General features: G+C 56.5%; 13 protein-coding genes, 4 tRNA genes and 4 pseudogenes. 11 read left to right on the plus strand and 10 right to left on the minus strand.

Translation table 11 applies throughout. The features are described from left to right. Nucleotides 1–11: 11 nt before the first annotated feature. Nucleotides 12–164 (minus strand): hypothetical protein, encoded by a 153-nt coding sequence (locus QRN38_RS18795; protein WP_010210067.1) that lies wholly within the window; start codon nucleotides 162–164, stop codon nucleotides 12–14. A 287-nt stretch (nucleotides 165–451) separates the two neighbouring features. Between QRN38_RS18795 and QRN38_RS18800 the strand changes: the two genes are divergently transcribed. From QRN38_RS18800 to QRN38_RS18810, 3 genes and pseudogenes are all read left to right on the plus strand, one after another. Continuing rightward, nucleotides 452–925, plus strand: coding sequence for a TIGR03757 family integrating conjugative element protein (locus QRN38_RS18800; protein ID WP_007247616.1), 474 nt, complete (start codon nucleotides 452–454; stop codon nucleotides 923–925). Then, complete coding sequence (locus QRN38_RS18805) at nucleotides 922–1,860, plus strand: TIGR03756 family integrating conjugative element protein (RefSeq protein ID WP_010210071.1); 939 nt, start codon at nucleotides 922–924, stop codon at nucleotides 1,858–1,860. Before QRN38_RS18800 ends, QRN38_RS18805 begins: the two co-directional genes overlap by 4 nt. Continuing rightward, nucleotides 1,860–2,750 (plus strand): annotated as a pseudogene (locus QRN38_RS18810) (integrating conjugative element protein); the annotation flags it as partial. The gene QRN38_RS18805 and the pseudogene QRN38_RS18810, both read left to right, overlap by 1 nt. On the opposite strand, the pseudogene QRN38_RS18815 reads toward QRN38_RS18810, so the two are convergent. After that, nucleotides 2,744–2,965: pseudogene (locus QRN38_RS18815) on the minus strand (Y-family DNA polymerase); the annotation flags it as partial. The pseudogenes QRN38_RS18810 and QRN38_RS18815 sit on opposite strands and share 7 nt — an antisense overlap. Before the next feature lie 470 nt (nucleotides 2,966–3,435). Here QRN38_RS18815 and QRN38_RS18820 point away from each other — a divergent pair. Together QRN38_RS18820 and xopG are read left to right on the plus strand one after the other, a co-directional pair. Continuing rightward, nucleotides 3,436–4,002: a YopT-type cysteine protease domain-containing protein gene (locus tag QRN38_RS18820; RefSeq protein ID WP_010212106.1), complete on the plus strand. Its 567-nt coding sequence runs from the start codon at nucleotides 3,436–3,438 to the stop codon at nucleotides 4,000–4,002. A gap of 651 nt (nucleotides 4,003–4,653) precedes the next feature. Next, complete coding sequence (xopG, locus tag QRN38_RS18830; RefSeq protein ID WP_081025513.1) at nucleotides 4,654–5,310, plus strand: XopG/HopH/AvrPtoH family type III secretion system effector; 657 nt, start codon at nucleotides 4,654–4,656, stop codon at nucleotides 5,308–5,310. Between the two features lie 102 nt (nucleotides 5,311–5,412). On the opposite strand, the gene QRN38_RS18835 is transcribed toward xopG, so the two are convergent. Further along, entirely contained in the window at nucleotides 5,413–6,330 is a 918-nt protein-coding gene (locus QRN38_RS18835; RefSeq protein WP_010212103.1) for a tyrosine-type recombinase/integrase, read from the minus strand. On the opposite strand from QRN38_RS18835, the pseudogene QRN38_RS18840 reads away from it, so the two are divergent. Then, nucleotides 6,321–6,968: pseudogene (locus QRN38_RS18840) on the plus strand (TraI domain-containing protein); the annotation flags it as partial. The gene QRN38_RS18835 and the pseudogene QRN38_RS18840 sit on opposite strands and share 10 nt — an antisense overlap. Before the next feature lie 2 nt (nucleotides 6,969–6,970). Continuing rightward, a pseudogene (locus tag QRN38_RS18845) lies at nucleotides 6,971–7,231 on the plus strand (site-specific integrase); the annotation flags it as partial. Between the two features lie 324 nt (nucleotides 7,232–7,555). Here QRN38_RS18845 and QRN38_RS18850 read toward each other — a convergent pair. The 7 genes from QRN38_RS18850 to rluD form a co-directional block, all read right to left on the minus strand. Beyond that, nucleotides 7,556–7,632 (minus strand) — tRNA-Pro (locus QRN38_RS18850). A 95-nt stretch (nucleotides 7,633–7,727) separates the two neighbouring features. Next, nucleotides 7,728–7,803: transfer RNA gene (locus tag QRN38_RS18855), tRNA-Lys, on the minus strand. 5 nt (nucleotides 7,804–7,808) lie between these two features. Continuing rightward, nucleotides 7,809–7,885: transfer RNA gene (locus QRN38_RS18860), tRNA-Pro, on the minus strand. A gap of 29 nt (nucleotides 7,886–7,914) precedes the next feature. After that, nucleotides 7,915–7,990, minus strand: a tRNA-Asn gene (locus tag QRN38_RS18865). Between the two features lie 302 nt (nucleotides 7,991–8,292). Next, a complete protein-coding gene (clpB, locus tag QRN38_RS18870) occupies nucleotides 8,293–10,857 on the minus strand; it encodes an ATP-dependent chaperone ClpB (protein WP_005614629.1) in 2,565 nt (854 codons plus the stop codon). Nucleotides 10,858–11,028: 171 nt separating this feature from the next. Beyond that, nucleotides 11,029–11,757: a peptidoglycan editing factor PgeF gene (gene pgeF / locus QRN38_RS18875; RefSeq protein WP_057419060.1), complete on the minus strand. Its 729-nt coding sequence runs from the start codon at nucleotides 11,755–11,757 to the stop codon at nucleotides 11,029–11,031. After that, a complete protein-coding gene (rluD, locus tag QRN38_RS18880) occupies nucleotides 11,754–12,716 on the minus strand; it encodes a 23S rRNA pseudouridine(1911/1915/1917) synthase RluD (protein WP_003381266.1) in 963 nt (320 codons plus the stop codon). The genes pgeF and rluD overlap by 4 nt, the downstream gene beginning before the upstream one ends. 149 nt (nucleotides 12,717–12,865) lie before the next feature. On the opposite strand from rluD, the gene QRN38_RS18885 reads away from it, so the two are divergent. From QRN38_RS18885 to QRN38_RS18900, 4 genes are all read left to right on the plus strand, one after another. Further along, complete coding sequence (locus QRN38_RS18885; RefSeq protein ID WP_005769279.1) at nucleotides 12,866–13,888, plus strand: outer membrane protein assembly factor BamD; 1,023 nt, start codon at nucleotides 12,866–12,868, stop codon at nucleotides 13,886–13,888. Between the two features lie 133 nt (nucleotides 13,889–14,021). After that, nucleotides 14,022–14,261: a PP0621 family protein gene (locus QRN38_RS18890; RefSeq protein WP_057403016.1), complete on the plus strand. Its 240-nt coding sequence runs from the start codon at nucleotides 14,022–14,024 to the stop codon at nucleotides 14,259–14,261. Continuing rightward, a complete protein-coding gene (locus QRN38_RS18895) occupies nucleotides 14,251–15,846 on the plus strand; it encodes a sensor histidine kinase (RefSeq protein ID WP_024667032.1) in 1,596 nt (531 codons plus the stop codon). The genes QRN38_RS18890 and QRN38_RS18895 overlap by 11 nt, the downstream gene beginning before the upstream one ends. 2 nt (nucleotides 15,847–15,848) lie before the next feature. Continuing rightward, nucleotides 15,849–17,189 (plus strand): sigma-54-dependent transcriptional regulator, encoded by a 1,341-nt coding sequence (locus tag QRN38_RS18900; RefSeq protein ID WP_007246759.1) that lies wholly within the window; start codon nucleotides 15,849–15,851, stop codon nucleotides 17,187–17,189. Nucleotides 17,190–17,497: the final 308 nt, after the last annotated feature.

Below are 17,497 nucleotides of genomic sequence, written 5' to 3' on the forward strand. Positions count from 1 at the left end.
TCATGAGGCGCTTACAGTGCATTAGCGCCGGCTTCCATATCTAACGCTAAGCAATGGTCATCGTCAGATAACGTCTTTCCAGCAAATCCTTGAAGGGTTTTCAAGACATCTGCTACCTCCTCAAAAATGGTTTTCTCAAGCTTTTTCATGGTGCTTGCAGTCACGGGCAGGGTCTCCTGAAAATCAAAGCATCAGCATGCCCGTGTAGGCCCGCTTGCGGCTGTAGTGATAATCCGGGAGATCTGTAGGAATGTTCCTAAGTCGCGAAACGTCAACTTTGATTACGTGAAAGGGACTATCACGGAAAATGCTACGGCACCTGCAGCTTGGTGGTGAGCGCACGATCCAGGCAGACGCCACCAACCCCCAATCGTCCCGATAACGGTTTCCTACTGACGACAGTTCATGAATCACGTTTTCTGTACCTGACACCATCCGCAGGTACCTCCTCATGCCCCCTTCCAACCCCTATCGCTTCAGTTGTAAGAACCGCATGGCCTTCCTGATCTTGATTGCGGCAACACAGGTCTCGTTCGCGAACGCGGAGACATGGATCATTACTGACCGGAACCACCCAGTCCAGGCGTCGGCACATGTCCGACTGATCCTCTTGGACGAATCAGAACAGCTCGAGCTCAAGCTGTCGGAAGGACTGCCGGCGAACCCGCAACAAGCCACCGCGATCATGCAGCAACGTCTCAAGAGTAGCGATGCGCAGCGCTTGCAGCGAGATCTGGCTTTGGCTCAACAAAATCTTGTTGATGCCTGGAGCATCGGGGTGACGAAGGTGCCTGCAGTGGTCGTCGACCGCAAGTTTGTCGTTTATGGCGAGACCGACGCTACGGCGGCGGAGCACCGCATTGCTCAATGGCGCGCCGCCTACAGATACCGAAACGAATCTGGCCAGGGAGACGCCCCACGATGAACATGCGCAAGCCTTCAGCATGGACGGCCTTGGCCCTCTCAATTTCAACCTGGCCAGCCGCAGCCGGCACAGTGACGTCTGCCACCCTCGCCGCCTCAACCCTGTCGCCTGATTGCCTGGAATACAAGGTGGTCGGCATCTGTTACTGGCTGCTCTGCACGCCGTTCGGATGCAAGGTCAAGACATCGACGAAGGTTCGCCACTTCGTTCCCGATGCGGTTGTATCAAGCTACTCCAATACCGGTGAAAATCCGTGGGTGGAGGTCTCTTCGCTGAGCTCACCCACTTCATTCGCCCAAGATGGCGGTGACGGAACCACCAATCACAACAACGAAGATAGCCTGGCTAAATTCAAAAACGCTGACGTCATAGGCCACCCCGGAGGAGCAACGTTCAGTAAGTTTGCCAGCGCCTCGGGCTATGCCTGTCAGGGTGCTGCCACGCCCTACATGCCATACCTGCTGAGCACTTTGGACACCGTCGCCTGGCGTTACGGCGTTCCAGAATCAGTGTATCCAGAAGCACTGATTCCCGGCCGTCGAGAGGTGGGTGGTCTAACTTCGGGGGACATGTGGGGTAGCGTTTACCCTCGTAGTGGTTTTATCCATCAAGTCAACGATTACAAGGCGGCATCCGTGATCGCGCAGCGAGCTGGTGACGTGGTCACTCGCAGCGGTCAGGTTCATGTCTATCAACCGCTTCTGGCAGAGCCCCAGCCAGGCTACTGGCCTGCAGGAGAATTGATCGAGACCGACGCCACCACCGGTAAGTGGCAAGAGCTCACCCCCGCGCTCAGCCAGAGTTGCGCGGTGTTTCCAAATTCACAAACACGCATGCAGGCCACAGACGGTGCGTACGCCTGGGCGCTATGGCGACCCTATTCCTGCTGCAAACGGGCAGGACAAACTTTTCTTGGAAGTACGGACTTTCAATGATGATCAAGAGGACTTCAATTATGCGCCGTGGCACCGTGCTTCCTTTTTTTGTTATGAGCTTCCTGATGGTCAGCAGCACACTTGCTGCGCCTACTGGAATAAACGCCAGCTCTTCTGGCAGCGTCATTGGTGACGACGTGCTGTACAGCGTTGGAGGAGGCAACGCCGTGACCATGGGTAGTGCGGGCAACATGGACAGCATCAGCATCGGTGGGGGCTGGAACAGCAACCTAGTCTGCGGAAACATGAGCATGACCAACACTCTGCAAAATCAATTAAATGGAGCAACCTCAGGATTTCAGACGATCATGGGATCGATGATTGCCAACGCGACAAACGCTGTCGCATCACTCCCAGGGCTGATAATTCAACGCTCTAACCCAGCTCTTTACAACCTGCTGACCAACGGCATTTTACAGGGTCGCTTGGACTTTGATCGCTCCAAAGGAACCTGCCGAGTCATCGCTGACAAGATGCTCGATGTCGCTGGAGGTCAGATGGGATGGAACAAAATTGCTGAAGGGCAGGCGATGAGTCAGGCCGTTAAAAGTGGAAACACGGATGCCGTCGCAGCGGTTTCTCAAGTCGAAAAACAAGGCGGTAATGACGGTATCACATGGGTTGGTGGAAATAAGGCTGGCGGATCTGGCCAGAAGCCCATCAACGTCGTCGGCGATGTTACTCGCGCGGGATACAACCTGCTGAACGGACGCAGCGCTGCAGACAGCTCATCCATCAGTCCGGCGAACTGCAACAACGGTATGGTTTGCTCCACTTGGTCCTCACCACAGGATGCCACGGCGTTCGCAAATCGGGTCCTAGGCGAACAGCAACAGCGCACTTGTGAGGGGTGTACCCAAACCACCTCCACTGCAGGCGTCGGGCTCAGCTTGGCGAGCGTTTTCGTAGGACCGATACCTACGCCCACTGGAATGCCAGTGCATTTGTGAATGGTTGCCCGGATGCGACGACCGAACGCTGTGAGATCTCCAGGAATCCCCGTAAGGTCTGCAAACGCCTCATCGATGCTGTACACCTCAGAAGCTGGGACCATGGACTCGATGATCGACATCACGCGCTCACTCATGTCGCCATTTATGTGGAATGGAAAATCAACCAAAGGTCCGGAGAGACAGTGGAGCTTGGTAAGCAGGATCATGCTTTGCCGTCTTGGCCTACTGATTTTGATAGCATGATACTTGGCGTAAAACCGTTCCTGATTTTACGTACCAAACCCAAGAGAAACAGGCTGCCCCACTTCAGAAAAGTCAGGGAACTGAACCGCTTATGAAACCACTCATTTCGCATCTTTTTGAATAGGGCGCTGGAAATATGACAATCGTGTCTGGACACATCGGAAAACACCCAAGCCTAACCACTTTTCAAGCTGGGTCTTCGGCTTCGGTCGAGAATCAAATGCCTGATACTGCACAGTTCAGTGATGGACGGTGGAAAAAGCTTCCGACCCAATTATCGTCAATTTCATTGGCGAGATTCGATCAGGATATTTGCACGAATAATCATGGCATCAGTCAGCGTGCAATGTGCTTTGGCCTTTCATTGAGCTAGATTAACATGATTCATGCCGGGAAAGATCATGTTACGCCCTATGCATCGGCAGAAAGAATGAGGTTTCTGGGTTCCTTTGAAGGGGTGGTGCATGCTCGTACTGTTCATAACTTCTATCGGACTGAGCACAAATTTCTGATGGAGCAAGCTTCCGCAAACCCCGGAGTATCAAGTGGCGCGATGGCTGGCACAGAAAGCTTATTGCAAGCTGCTGAGTTGAAGGGGTTAAAGCTTCAACCTGTTCTAGAGGACAAGTCGAACTCAGGCCTACCCTTCCTAATTGCGTGTAAGCAGTCAGGGCGGCAGGTGAGCATAGATGAAGCTGCGCTAAGCTCCTTATGTGATGCAATTGTAGAAAATAAGAGAGGGGTAATGGTGATATACAGCCAAGAAATTGCCCACGCTTTGAGCTTTTCTGTATCATCAGATGGCAAAAGAGCGACCTTATTTGATCCCAATCTCGGAGAGTTTCATACACACTCGAAAGCGTTGGCTGATACTATCGAAAACATATCATCGGTAGATGGACTGCCTTTAATCGGCGTTCAAGTATTCGCTTCAAAAATACACTGACTTAAAGTCTCCAAGCTTTACCCTATGGATTCCACGATACTTGGAGACACAGCGCGATTATTTGGACACTCGCTCTACGCTCCGCTCACTTGTACAGGCCGTCGAAGCCCAGCAGATTACATTTTTAGTCTGAAGTCCCTGCCGTCGTTTCTTTGCGCATCTGCGCATCGATTCGCCCTTCAGCTCGATATGATTAACGTTGTGCACCAACCAGTCTAGGATTGCATCGCCTGAGATCGGATCGCCGATTAGCGCATGTCATTTGTCCAACGGCGCCCTCGCGCTTTGCGATAATGAGGCTTGATCAATTTGGTCAAGCCATACAAGGCACGACCTGATCTATCTCGACCAGGAAGCTTTCACGGCGGTTTTTTTGCGTTTGCCGCGCATTCGGGGTCTGAAAGACATCTGCTGATTGGAGACTACATAACCTTTTTATGGAACCGAATCCATCTCGAGGGCCACTCAAGCACCGCGTCATATTTATGACGTAGATGTAGGCATACGGGAGTGTAATTTTCAGATATTCCTGGATGACCCATTGGACTCCCTGCCAAACTATTTCAGCAGCAACTGGAGTAACACTAATAGGCTAAATCTCAAGCAATCACATACTCGTCAGATCAACTCAATTAGCTTTTCAGGATAACCATGATCACTCCGTCTCGATATCCAGGCATCTATATCGCCCCCCTCAGTAACGAACCGACAGCAGCTCACACATTCAAAGAACAACCAGAGGAGGCACTTGACCATATCAGCGCCGGCCCCTCGGGCGATAAGCTATTGCGAAAAATATCCACTCTTGCCAGTCAAAAAGATAGAAAAGTCACGCTAAAAGAGATTGAAATAAATAACCAGTGTTATACCGAAGCTGTTCTGAGCAGGAGGCAGCTTGAAAAGTACGAACCAGAAAACTTTAACGAGAATCGGCACATTGCATCACGGCTATCACGAAAGGGGGCCTTTACCAAAGGTGAGGGAAGCAATGCGATTATTGGCTGGTCACCAGACAAAGCAAGCATACGCTTAAATCAGAATGGCTCACCGCTACACCTTGGAATGGATAACGACGACAAAATCACGACCCTGGCTCATGAGCTCGTTCATGCTCGACATGTGTTAGGTGGCAGCTCCTTAGCGGATGGCGGAGATCGATATAATCCACGTACGGGATCTGGCAAAGAGGAGCTTAGGGCCGTTGGATTAGATAAGTACCGCTATTCACTTACAAAAAAACCGTCAGAGAACTCCATCCGAGCTGAACACGGTCTGCCTCTGCGCATGAAGTACAGGCCACATCAATAGGGCAACCTACTGTAAGTTATTTTTTTAGAGATGAGTACAGGCGATTATATCTCATTTCGCACAGAAGGAATTAAGACAAACGCCGAATTAGGACGCCCATGATTATCGTTTTTTTTTCGCCTCGATTTGACTGGGCGTTCTGCCATCCAGCGTCGGCACATCATCGAGCTTGCGTATAAGCCCATCCAATTTTGCCAGGTCACCTTCAACAATAGCTCGCTCATCGGCAGTCAGGGGCACGGCCTCCAGATAATGTCCGATGGACGCTTTACTTTCCAGAGCCTGAGCTCTGGCACTGGCTTTGGGAATATTAAAATCGCAGCCAACATACGCCATTCGATGAGGGCAACTGCTCCAGAACGGATTTGAACAGTACGAATCGCACAGATCATAAAAGGTATAAGGGTCAGATGAACGTCGTGCGATTACGTCGTGGTCGATAAGCACTGACACCATGTGCGACATTTGATCAGCTTTGACAAATGATCCCGCCAGCTTAGTGGGGCGGATGCGGATGTAATGGAGCGTAGAACTGGGTGAACTGTGCCCAGACCACTGCATCAGCTCCATTAGCGACATGCCCTGTGGAACACTCGCCAATGCAGTCACGACCGAGGCGCGCCCCCGATGGCTGGTAATACGACCCCGACTGTCGTCTAGCGGGACACCGGCCTTTGCACATAGCATCGGGATAATCGTACGGTTGATGACTCCCGCGCCCATGCGCTTGCCCCGAAACTGAAAAAGGTAACTGACCTTCTCTCCGGTTCGTTCATCCACAAGCGGTGCCTGGTTCACCTGTCTTTCTTGAAGCCAGGCGTCGATTCGCTCTTTAACCACCACCGCCACAGGTTTGACAAAAGCCTTGAACGTCTTGCTGGCTGGAATATCGAGGTAGCACAAGGTCCCTGGCGGAATTGTGGTTCCGTCTTCGTGTACCACCTCATGGGGCTGGGCATGCGCACACCCTATGGACAGCCGCATAATTTCATTACTGCGTAGCCCGGTGTGTGTCCACATACGCACTTAAGATCCGGCAGATGTACCTGCTGCCCATTGGAGCCCCACCGGAGTCGCAAGCTGCCCAGTCCGAAGCATGGTCTGCAGCATCGGCCTACGGTGCGCTCGTCCATGACTTGGGCAAGATTGCTGTAGACGTCAACGTCGAACTTGCAGACGGCACGACCTGGCATCCATGGCACGGCCCACTGGATCAGCCATACCGATTCAAGTACGTGAAAGGTCGCGACTACCGGTTGCATGGAGCCGCTTCGTCGCTGATCTACGCCAGCGTGATTCCAGCGAAGGCACTGGACTGGCTCAGCGGGTTTCCCGAGCTCTGGGCTCAGCTTGTGTTCGCGTTCGCCGGGCAGTATGAGCATGCCGACATTCTTGGCGAGATTGTCTCCCAAGCTGATCAGGCTTCGGTGGCTCAAGAGCTCGGCGGCAATCCTGGGCGGGCAATGTCAGCACCCAAGCAGTCCATTCAACGGCAACTGGCTGAAGGCTTGAGGATGCTTGTCTCGGAGAAATTCAAGTTGAACCAGCGCGACGGCCCCTCGGACGGATGGCTGACGCAGGATGGTTTGTGGCTTGTCAGCAAGCCAGCAGTAGATCAGCTCAGGGCTCATCTACTGTCACAAGGTATTGAGCACATATCCGGACGGGGATTCACGACGACGCGCCCGCACCCGTGGATAGAGTCAGCGCCGCAGCCAGCCAGCTTCCGTTGGGCTGCTCCAGCCCCGAAGATTTGCTCAGAAGCTTGGGGGAACTCACCAGATGGGTGCAAAACAACTTTCCCGGGGGAGGATCTGTTACTGAACCAATCACCCAAGATCGACCTATCCCTAACCAGGATGCCATGCACCTGCGCCCTGAAATGCTTGAACTGACCGGATGGATCGGTAGGTCGGGATGATCTACCTGCGAAAGCTAGGTGTAAAGATACTCAATCTGCCATTATCAGCGGATTCGTCTCGCTGCCGAATATTTAGTTATCAGGCCTAATGACTGCTCAAGATAGGCCGATACACGCGCAGCACAGCATTTTTTGCCAAAAAAACGCCCCGTACACAAGCTTTCGCTCGGTACGGGGCGCTCCAATTTGACATCACAGCTTGCTGGCGCTATGTTTCGCGACAGACGGCTGCTTGTTTGAGTATAAGACCCCTCATACGGTAAAGCCTGCCTCAACTGAGACACGAACACCCATAAAGGTCCTAAAGATACAGCCACAACAATTTGGTCGGGGTAAGGGGATTCGAACTCCTGACATCCTGCTCCCAAAGCAGGCGCGCTACCGGACTGCGCTATACCCCGGTAAATCAAGGCACCTCAACCAGCTGCCTGCGACCTGATACGAGTGGCATCAGATCTTTAAGATTCGGCTACAAGGTGAACCTTGTAGCCAAAAATGGTGGGTCGTGTGGGATTCGAACCTACGACCAATTGGTTAAAAGCCAACTGCTCTACCAACTGAGCTAACGACCCAAATATGGTCGGGGTAAGGGGATTCGAACTCCTGACATCCTGCTCCCAAAGCAGGCGCGCTACCGGACTGCGCTATACCCCGACTGAAACTGCATTGAACCTTGCGAAATCTGGCTCCACGACCTGGACTCGAACCAGGGACCCAGTGATTAACAGTCACTTGCTCTACCAACTGAGCTATCGCGGAACTATCGATTTCAGATTCAACTTTACAACCTGTAGCCTTGAAACCAGCTCGCTGTTAACTCGTTGATTTCAATCTCATCGACCTTTGCGCTTCGTTTGTATCGTTGCGTTCACGTCTCTGAGGCGCGCTATTCTACAATTTTAAAAACACCTGTCAACCCTATAAATTGCTTTTTAAGACAATGATTTGCGATTTTTTTTCAGATGGCCTTTCGAGGCCGATTTTACCGCTGGCAGCCCCCTCATGAGAAGGGCCCTCATCCCGAGAGCCCTTCTATGAGAGGCGAGAAGCCGACGCACCGATCAGCCAAACACGATCTCGTCGTCGACCACCTTGCCGGTGATGCTGCTGCCCGGCTCGAAGCCACCCGAGAGGATCAGTTGCGCCAGCGGGTTTTCGATCCAGCGCTGAATGGCGCGCTTGAGTGGCCGTGCGCCATAGACCGGGTCGTAACCGACGGCAATCAGCTTGTCGAGCGCCTCGGGGCTCAGCACCATTGTCAGCTCGCGCTCGGCCAGACGCTTGCGCAGACGGCCAAGCTGGATATCGGTGATACCGGCAATCTGATCACGCGCCAAGGGCTCGAAGATCACCACCTCGTCGATCCGGTTGACGAACTCTGGACGGAAGTGCGTGCTGACTGCGTCCATTACCGCCGCACGCTGCGCCTCGCGATCACCCACCAGTTCCTGGATCTGCGCCGAGCCCAGGTTGGAGGTCATGACGATCACGGTATTACGGAAATCCACTGTCCGCCCGTGGCTGTCGGTCAGGCGTCCGTCTTCAAGCACCTGCAGCAGGATGTTGAAGACATCGGAGTGCGCCTTCTCCACCTCATCGAGCAGGATCACCGAGTACGGCTTGCGACGCACGGCTTCGGTCAGGTAGCCGCCCTCTTCGTAACCGACATAGCCGGGTGGTGCACCGATCAGGCGAGCCACGGAATGTTTCTCCATGAACTCGGACATGTCGATTCGCACCATCGCCTCTTCGGTGTCGAACAGAAATTCGGCCAGCGCCTTGCACAGTTCGGTTTTACCCACGCCGGTGGGGCCGAGGAACATGAACGAGCCGCTTGGGCGATTAGGGTCGGACAACCCGGCACGCGAGCGCCGCACGGCGTTCGAAACCGCCACTACCGCCTCTTCCTGACCGATCACCCGGTTATGCAGCAGGGTTTCCATGCGCAACAGCTTCTCGCGCTCGCCCTCCAGCATCTTCGACACAGGAATACCGGTCCATTTGGAGACGACTTCTGCAATTTCTTCTTCGGTCACTTTGCTGCGCAGCAACTGGTTCTCGGGCTTGCCGTGCTGATCGACCATCTGCAGGCTGCGTTCCAGGTCCGGGATGATGCCGTACTGCAACTCGGCCATGCGGTTCAGGTCGCCACGGCGACGCGCCGCTTCCAGTTCCTGACGGGACTGCTCTATTTTCTGCTGGATCTGCGCAGAACCGGTGACTTCGGCTTTTTCCGACGTCCAGATTTCTTCGAGATCGGCGTATTCCTTCTCAAGGCGCACGATTTCTTCCTGGAGTTTTTCCAGGCGTTTGATGGCTGCCTCGTCCTTTTCCTTCTTGAGCGCCTGAGCTTCGACTTTCAGCTGAATCAGGCGTCGCTCAAGACGGTCGAGCACTTCGGGCTTGGAGTCGATCTCCATGCGAATGCGGCTGGCCGCTTCGTCAATCAGGTCAATGGCCTTGTCCGGCAACTGACGATCGGTGATGTAGCGATGGCTCAGCTTGGCCGCAGCGATGATCGCGCCATCGGTGATCGCAACCTTGTGATGCACTTCATAGCGCTCTTTCAGGCCACGCAGAATGGCAATGGTGTCCTCTTCGCTCGGCTCGTCCACCAGCACTTTCTGGAAACGACGCTCAAGCGCGGCGTCCTTCTCGATATATTGGCGGTACTCGTTGAGCGTGGTGGCGCCGACGCAGTGCAACTCGCCCCGAGCCAGTGCCGGCTTGAGCATGTTGCCCGCGTCCATCGAGCCCTCGCCCTTGCCCGCGCCGACCATGGTGTGTAATTCGTCGATGAACAGGATGATCTGGCCTTCCTGCTTGGACAGCTCGTTGAGCAGCGACTTCAAGCGCTCTTCGAACTCGCCACGGTACTTGGCACCGGCAATCAGTGCGCCCATGTCCAGCGACAGCAGACGCTTGCCGCGCAGGCCATCCGGCACCTCGCCATTGATGATGCGCTGCGCCAGACCTTCGGCGATGGCGGTTTTACCCACACCGGGCTCACCGATCAGCACAGGATTGTTTTTGGTTCGGCGTTGCAGAACCTGAATGGTGCGACGGATCTCGTCATCACGGCCAATCACCGGGTCTAGCTTGCCCTCTTCGGCGCGCTTGGTCAGGTCAACGGTGTACTTGTCGAGCGCCTGACGCGACTCTTCGATGTTCGGGTCATTGACGGCACCTTCGCCGCGCAGGTTATTGATGGCATTTTCCAGGGCCTTCTTGCTGACGCCCTGCCCCAGCAACAACTTGCCGAGCTTGCTGTTCTCATCCATTGCAGCGAGCAGCACCAGCTCGCTGGAAATGAACTGATCACCCTTCTGCTGCGCCAGGCGGTCGGCCTGATTGAGCAGGCGCGCCAGGTCCTGCGACATGTTGACGTCGCCGGTCGGGTTCTGGATTTTGGGCAGTCGGTCCAGCTCAGCGCTCAGTTCCTTGCGCAGGCTGTTGATATCGAAGCCGACTTGCAGCAGCAATGGCTTAATGGAACCGCCTTGCTGTTCGAGCAGTGCCTGCATCAAATGCGCAGGCTCAATGGCGGGATGGTCGAGGCCAACGGCCAACGATTGAGAATCCGATAACGCTAACTGTAATTTACTGGTCAATCTGTCGATACGCATCAGTCACCTTCCTTTTAATGCAGGCCGGAGCAATGAACACACCTATAACGAAAACCTGCTGAATAGTCAGTTAGATGCGGACGATTCTGCGTGTTTCAAGCGGGCCCAGGTTGATACAGATCAGACAAGCATTGCGGCAAGCCTGGCTGGCTGGCGCAAAAGAGCACGTGTTCAGGCGTGATCGATCCAGATCAGTGAGGCGAAGCGCCCGGTGCGAGGGGCACGGCGGTAGGAATAGAAGCGCGAATCCGTAAAGGTATCCAGCCCGCCGCCATAGACAGCAGTAATACCGTGGGCCGCCAGCCGCAAGCGGGCCAGCTTATAAATGTCAGCCATGAAACGATCGGGATTTGAACTGGCGATAAACGCCTGCGCCGTTTGAGGATGGCTGCCAATAAAGGCTGCGCGCACCTCAGGACCGACTTCAAACGAGGGCTGACCAATGGCAGGACCGAGCCAGGCCATGATGTCTTCTGGCTTGCTGTGCAGGCTGTCGGCGGTCGCTTCCAGCACACCGGCCGCCAGCCCGCGCCAACCTGCATGCGCTGCGGCGACACGCGTGCCGTCGCGACGACAGAACAATGCAGGCAGACAATCGGCTGTCATGATGGTGCAGGCCACGCCGGGGCTGCTTGTCCAGCTGGCATCAGCCTCGACAACCCGGGACGGATCGGCATGAGCAACGTCCACGCCATGCACCTGGCTTAACCAGGCGGGCTGAACATTCAGATGAGTGGTCAGGCGCAGGCGATTGCTCGCCACCGCCGATGGGCTGTCATCGACATGATCGCCCAGATTGAAGCTGTCGAATGGAGCCAGACTGGCCCCGCCCGAGCGAGTAGTAACGCACGACTTGATCTGTGCTGGCGCAGGCCAGTCAGGTATCAGCCAGTCATTCACCCGATGAACGCCTCGCGATCCTGCTTGAGCAACGACAGCAACCAGACGAAATCGTCGGGCAGTGGCGATTCCCAGCTCATGCGCTTACCGGTGATCGGATGATCAAGTTCCAGGAAACGCGCATGCAGCGCCTGACGCGGGAAGGTCTTGAGCGAATCGACCATGGTCAGGCTGGCCGCTGGCGGAATGCGGAAACGACCGCCGTAGGCCGGGTCTCCGACCAACGGGTAGTTGACGTGCGCCATGTGCACACGAATCTGGTGCGTGCGGCCGGTTTCGAGCTTGACCCGAACGTGGGTGTGCGAACGGAAACGCTCCAGCACGCGGTAATGGCTGACCGCCTGCTTGCCGCCTTCCATCACCGCCATACGCTGGCGCTGCTGGCCGTGACGGCCGATCGGCGCGTCGATCTTGCCGCCTGCGGTCACCACGCCGATCACGATGCACTCGTAGATACGGCTGACACTGCGACTCTGCAACTGGGTCACCAGTTGGGTCTGCGCCTGAATGGTCTTGGCGACCACCATCAGACCGGTGGTGTCCTTGTCCAGACGGTGCACGATACCGGCACGCGGGACATTGACGATGTCCGGCACGTGGTGCAGCAAGGCATTGAGCAGCGTGCCGTCGGCGTGACCGGCAGCCGGATGCACCACCAGACCTGCCGGCTTGTTGATGACGAGGATCTGATCGTCTTCATAGATGATGTCGAGCTCGATGTCCTGAGCGACCCATTCACCCTGGGCCTCCTGCTCGGCAATCAGCTCGAGAACAGCGCCACCATGCACGATGTCACGAGGGCGCAGCACGCCTCCGTCCACAGTCAGGCGGCCGTCCTTGATCCAGGCGGAAAGGCGCGAGCGCGAGTGCTCAGCGAATAATTGTGCGGCGACTTGATCGAGGCGTTGACCGCCCAATTCGGACGGCACCTCTGCGCGGAGTTCTATATTTTCGGACATGACCAGACTAGGTGGCGGCTAGCCTTTGGTTTCGGCAGCGCGCTTGTGGTTAAATACGGCGTCTTTTGTCCCGCCGGTATCGCGGGGCGCTCATCATAACAGGACGGCCCCGCCCAAGACAGCAGGCCGTTATAGGGACGCAAGCCGCCATGCAAGTGAAACACCTGCTGCTGATCGCCATCCTCGCATTGACTGCGGCCTGTTCGTCGAAGGAAGTCATCGACGAAAACCTCAGCGAAGTCGAGCTGTACCAGCAGGCGCAGGCCGACCTGGGAAATAACAGCTATAACAGCGCCACGGAGAAGCTCAAGGCGCTGGAATCACGCTATCCGTTCGGTCGCTACGCCGATCAGGCCCAGCTCGAGTTGATCTACTCGAACTACAAGAATGGTGAACCCGAAGCAGCCAAATCCGCTGCCGAGCGTTTCATTCGCCTGCACCCGCAGCACCCGAACGTCGATTACGCCTACTACATGAAGGGCCTGACTTCCTTCGACCAGGACGTTGGCCTGCTGGCCCGCTTCCTGCCGCTGGACCAGACCAAGCGTGACCCCGGTGCTGCCCGCGACTCGTTCAACGAGTTCGCCCAGCTGACCAGCCGCTACCCCAACAGCCGTTATTCGCCTGATGCCAAGCAGCGCATGATTTACCTGCGCAACCTGCTGGCCTCCTACGAAATCCACGTGGCCGACTATTACCTGACCCGTCAGGCCTATGTCGCCGCCGCCAACCGTGGCCGTTACGTGGTGGAAAACTTCCAGGAGACGCCATCGGTCGGCGACGGCCTGGCTGTCATGGTCGAGTCCTATCAGCGTCTGCACCTTGACGACCTCGCGGCCACCAGCCTCGAAGTGCTGAAGACCAACTACCCGAATCACCCTCAACTGGTGGACGGCAAGTTCAACCCGCGTCAGGCCGAAGCCGATAACCGCTCATGGCTGTCGAAAGCGACCCTTGGCCTGATCGACGGCAGCGCGCCGCTGCCACCGGGCCAGACCCGTGCCGATCAGGACATCAAGAAGCAGTATCAGGACGCCAAGGACTCCATCCCGAAAGAGCTGTTGCCGGAAAATCAGGCAGAGCTGGACGAGCAGGCGGAAAAAGACGCCGAAGCGAAAGGCACCAAAAGCCGTTCGTGGTTCAGCTACATGACCCTGGGTCTGTTCGACTGACTGATAGTAGCTAGCTCAGAAAAGAGGCCTGCGGGCCTCTTTTTTTATGCATCACATTTATAAGGCACAGCCACTGTGCGCCCGCCTGCCGCTTGGCTACACTGCGCCATCGTCAATCACTAAGCTGGTAGTCATGGTTCGCTTACTCATGTGGGTCGCGTTGATCGCGGCGGTGATCTGGTTCGTCAAGCGCCTGATCAATCCCCCCAAGCCCAAGCCACGCGCAGAGCCGCCCGAAATCGCTGCTACCCCGATGGTGCGTTGCGCACACTGCGGCGTTCACCTGCCTCAGGATCGCGCGTTGAGCCAGGAAAAACAGTGGTATTGCAGCGAGGCACACCGACTGGAAGGCCCTGCGGCACGTGACCGCTGAGACGCCTTCGCTTACCAGCCCGCAGGCGCAACGGATTCTGCGGCTGTATCACCTTTATCGACTGACCATTGGCGTCGTGCTGGTTCTGTTGATCTCCAGCAGCCTGGAAACCGAGTTGCTGCAACTGGCCAATCCGAATCTGTTCCGTTCGGGCTGCTGGCTGTACCTGGTGTTCAACATTCTGGTGGTGGTGCTGCTGGAGCGCCCCAGCCGCCAGGCGCAGCTGTTTGGCTTGGCGATGACCGACGCAATCATGCTTTCCGGGCTGTTTTATGCGGCGGGCGGGCCGTCGAGCGGCATCGGCAACCTGTTGATCGCATCCGTGGCGATCAGCAACGTGCTGCTGCGAGGCCGCATCGGCCTGTTGATCGCTGCTGTTTCTGCCATTGGCATCATCTACCTGACGTTCTACATCAGCTTCGGCACACCTTCGGTGTCCAACGACTACGTGCAGGCCGGTTCTCTGGGTGCGCTGTGCTTCGCCGCCGCGCTGTTGGTGCAGGCACTGACTGCGCGCCTGCAAGTCAGCGAGGGGCTGGCCGAGCAACGGGCAGCGGATGTCGACAGCCTTGAAGAGCTCAATGCGCTGATCCTGCAGCGCATGCGCACCGGCATTGTGGTGCTGGATGCGCGCCGCCAGGTGGTGCTGGCCAATCAGGGGGCCTTGACCCTGCTCGGCCATGAACGATTGGTCGGTCAGGTCATCGACGCTTACTCGCCGCAGTTGGTCGAGCGCCTGCGCCAGTGGCTGATCAACCCGATCATGGTGCCGCGCAGCATCACCACCTCATCTATCGGGCCTGTGCTGCAACCCAGCTTTGCCGCGCTCAATCGGGGCGACCAGCGTCAAACGCTGATCTTCCTTGAAGATCTGTCGCAGATTGCCCATCAGGCGCAGCAGCTCAAACTTGCTGCGCTGGGCCGCCTGACCGCAGGCATCGCCCACGAAATACGCAACCCGTTGGGTGCGGTCAGCCATGCTGCGCAGTTACTCAACGAGTCGGAAGACCTCAGCGCGCCGGATCGCCGTCTGGGGCAGATCATTCATGATCAGTCGCAGCGCATTGATCGGGTGATTGAAAACGTCCTGCAATTGTCTCGCCGACGCGAAGCACAACCCGAACTGCTCGACCTGAAAGTCTGGCTGGAAAATTTTGTCAGCGACTTTCGTAGCTCGGCCGCTGCGGATCAGTCGATTCATGTGCAAATAAGCCCAGGCATGCTGACCACTCGCATGGACGCCGGGCAACTGACCCAGATCATCACCAACCTGGTGCAGAACGGCCTACGCTACAGCCGCCGCAATCACCCGTCGGCGCAGGTCTGGCTGAACCTGCACCATGACCGGGAAAGCGATTTACCCATCCTGGAAGTGCTGGACGACGGGCCGGGTGTCAGCGAACAACACCTGAGCAAGATTTTCGAACCGTTTTTCACCACGGAAAGCAAAGGCACCGGCCTGGGTCTATACCTTTCCCGTGAATTGTGCGAAAGCAATCAGGCGCATCTGGAATATATCCCCCGACCACACGACGGTGGCAGCTGTTTGCGCATCACCTTCGCCCACCCGTTCAAAACGAGCTGAGCATGAGCCAACGGCAAAAGATCCTGATAGTCGATGATGAGCCGGATATTCGCGAACTCCTGGAGATCACCCTCGGGCGCATGAAGCTCGACACGCGCAGCGCCCGCAACGTTGCCGAGGCCCATGACTGGCTGGCCCGCGAGCCGTTCGATATGTGCCTGACCGACATGCGCCTGCCCGATGGCAACGGCCTGGAACTGGTGCAGCACATCCAGCACGGCTACCCCCATGTGCCAGTGGCGATGATCACCGCCCACGGCAACCTGGACACGGCGATTCATGCGTTAAAAGCCGGGGCCTTCGATTTCGTGACCAAACCGGTGGACCTCAACCGGCTCCGCGAACTGGTCAATAGTGCTCTGAGCCTGCCCTCCGCCACTCAACCGGTGCACAGCATCGACAGCCGTCTGCTGGGTGATTCGCCGCCGATGCGCACCCTGCGCAACCAGATCGGCAAGCTGGCGCGCAGCCAGGCACCCATCTACATCAGCGGCGAATCGGGCAGTGGCAAAGAGCTGGTAGCCCGGCTGATTCACGAGCAAGGGCCGCGCATCGACAAACCGTTCGTGCCGGTCAACTGCGGGGCTATCCCTTCCGAATTGATGGAGAGCGAATTCTTCGGCCATCGCAAAGGCAGCTTCAGCGGTGCCCACGAAGACAAGCCAGGGTTGTTTCAGGCGGCGCACAACGGCACGCTGTTTCTTGATGAGGTCGCTGATCTGCCGCTGGCCATGCAGGTAAAACTGCTGCGCGCGATCCAGGAAAAGTCCATCCGCAGCGTCGGCGGTCAGCAGGAGCAGGTCGTTGACGTGCGCATTCTATGCGCCACCCACAAGGACCTGAATATCGAAGTCGCTGCAGGTCGTTTCCGTCAGGACCTGTATTACCGACTGAACGTGATCGAACTGCGCGTACCTTCACTGCGCGAGCGGCGTGAGGATATCGATCAGTTGGCAGCCAGTGTTTTGCGACGACTTGCCGGCAACGGCGCTCAGCCCGTCGCGCGCCTGCATGCGCATGCACTGGAAACGCTAAAAAGTTATCGATTCCCCGGGAACGTGCGCGAACTGGAAAACATGCTGGAACGCGCTTACACCCTCTGTGAAAACGATGAGATCCACGCCAGCGACCTGCGTCTGGCAGAGTCCGCCAGCCCCCAGGCACAACAGGGTGCGAACCTGGCTGATATCGATAACCTGGAAGACTACCTGGAAAGCATCGAACGCACACTCATCCTCCAGGCGCTGGAAGAAACCCGCTGGAACCGCACCGCAGCGGCCGAGCGGCTCAGTTTGTCATTCAGATCGTTGCGTTACCGGTTGAAGAAGCTGGGGCTGGATTGACGCCACTGGTGACTATCGTGCGACGCTCCGCGTCGGCATGCCGTTCTGGACGCTCTGCGTCCGGTCCTGAATACGCGGCGCGGCACAGATTTGTGACGCAGAGCGTCACCCAAGGCATTCCTAGGCTGGAGCGTGAGGAACAATAGGTGTCTGGGCTGGAGCGCACAGAACGACAACCTCACTATCGTGCGACGCTCCGCGTCGCATGCCGTTCTGGACGCTCTGCGTCCGGTCCTGAATACGCGGCACGGCGCAGATTTGTGACGCAGAGCGTCACCCAAGGCATTCCTAGGCTGGAGCGTGAGGAA

The sequence above is a fragment of the Pseudomonas sp. CFBP2511 genome (assembly GCF_030209255.1).
GTDB classification, from domain to species: Bacteria; Pseudomonadota; Gammaproteobacteria; order Pseudomonadales; family Pseudomonadaceae; genus Aquipseudomonas; species Aquipseudomonas avellanae.

What these genes read in the sequence shown, in the direction of transcription:
- QRN38_RS18800 (WP_007247616.1), top strand. Translation starts at nt 452, where the DNA reads ATGCCCCCTTCCAACCCCTATCGCTTCAGTTGTAAGAACCGCATGGCC.
- QRN38_RS18805 (WP_010210071.1), top strand. Translation starts at nt 922, where the DNA reads ATGAACATGCGCAAGCCTTCAGCATGGACGGCCTTGGCCCTCTCAATT.
- QRN38_RS18820 (WP_010212106.1), top strand. Translation starts at nt 3,436, where the DNA reads ATGATTCATGCCGGGAAAGATCATGTTACGCCCTATGCATCGGCAGAA.
- xopG (WP_081025513.1), top strand. Translation starts at nt 4,654, where the DNA reads ATGATCACTCCGTCTCGATATCCAGGCATCTATATCGCCCCCCTCAGT.
- QRN38_RS18835 (WP_010212103.1), bottom strand. Translation starts at nt 6,330, where the DNA reads ATGTGGACACACACCGGGCTACGCAGTAATGAAATTATGCGGCTGTCC.
- clpB (WP_005614629.1), bottom strand. Translation starts at nt 10,857, where the DNA reads ATGCGTATCGACAGATTGACCAGTAAATTACAGTTAGCGTTATCGGAT.
- rluD (WP_003381266.1), bottom strand. Translation starts at nt 12,716, where the DNA reads ATGTCCGAAAATATAGAACTCCGCGCAGAGGTGCCGTCCGAATTGGGC.
- QRN38_RS18885 (WP_005769279.1), top strand. Translation starts at nt 12,866, where the DNA reads ATGCAAGTGAAACACCTGCTGCTGATCGCCATCCTCGCATTGACTGCG.
- QRN38_RS18890 (WP_057403016.1), top strand. Translation starts at nt 14,022, where the DNA reads ATGGTTCGCTTACTCATGTGGGTCGCGTTGATCGCGGCGGTGATCTGG.
- QRN38_RS18900 (WP_007246759.1), top strand. Translation starts at nt 15,849, where the DNA reads ATGAGCCAACGGCAAAAGATCCTGATAGTCGATGATGAGCCGGATATT.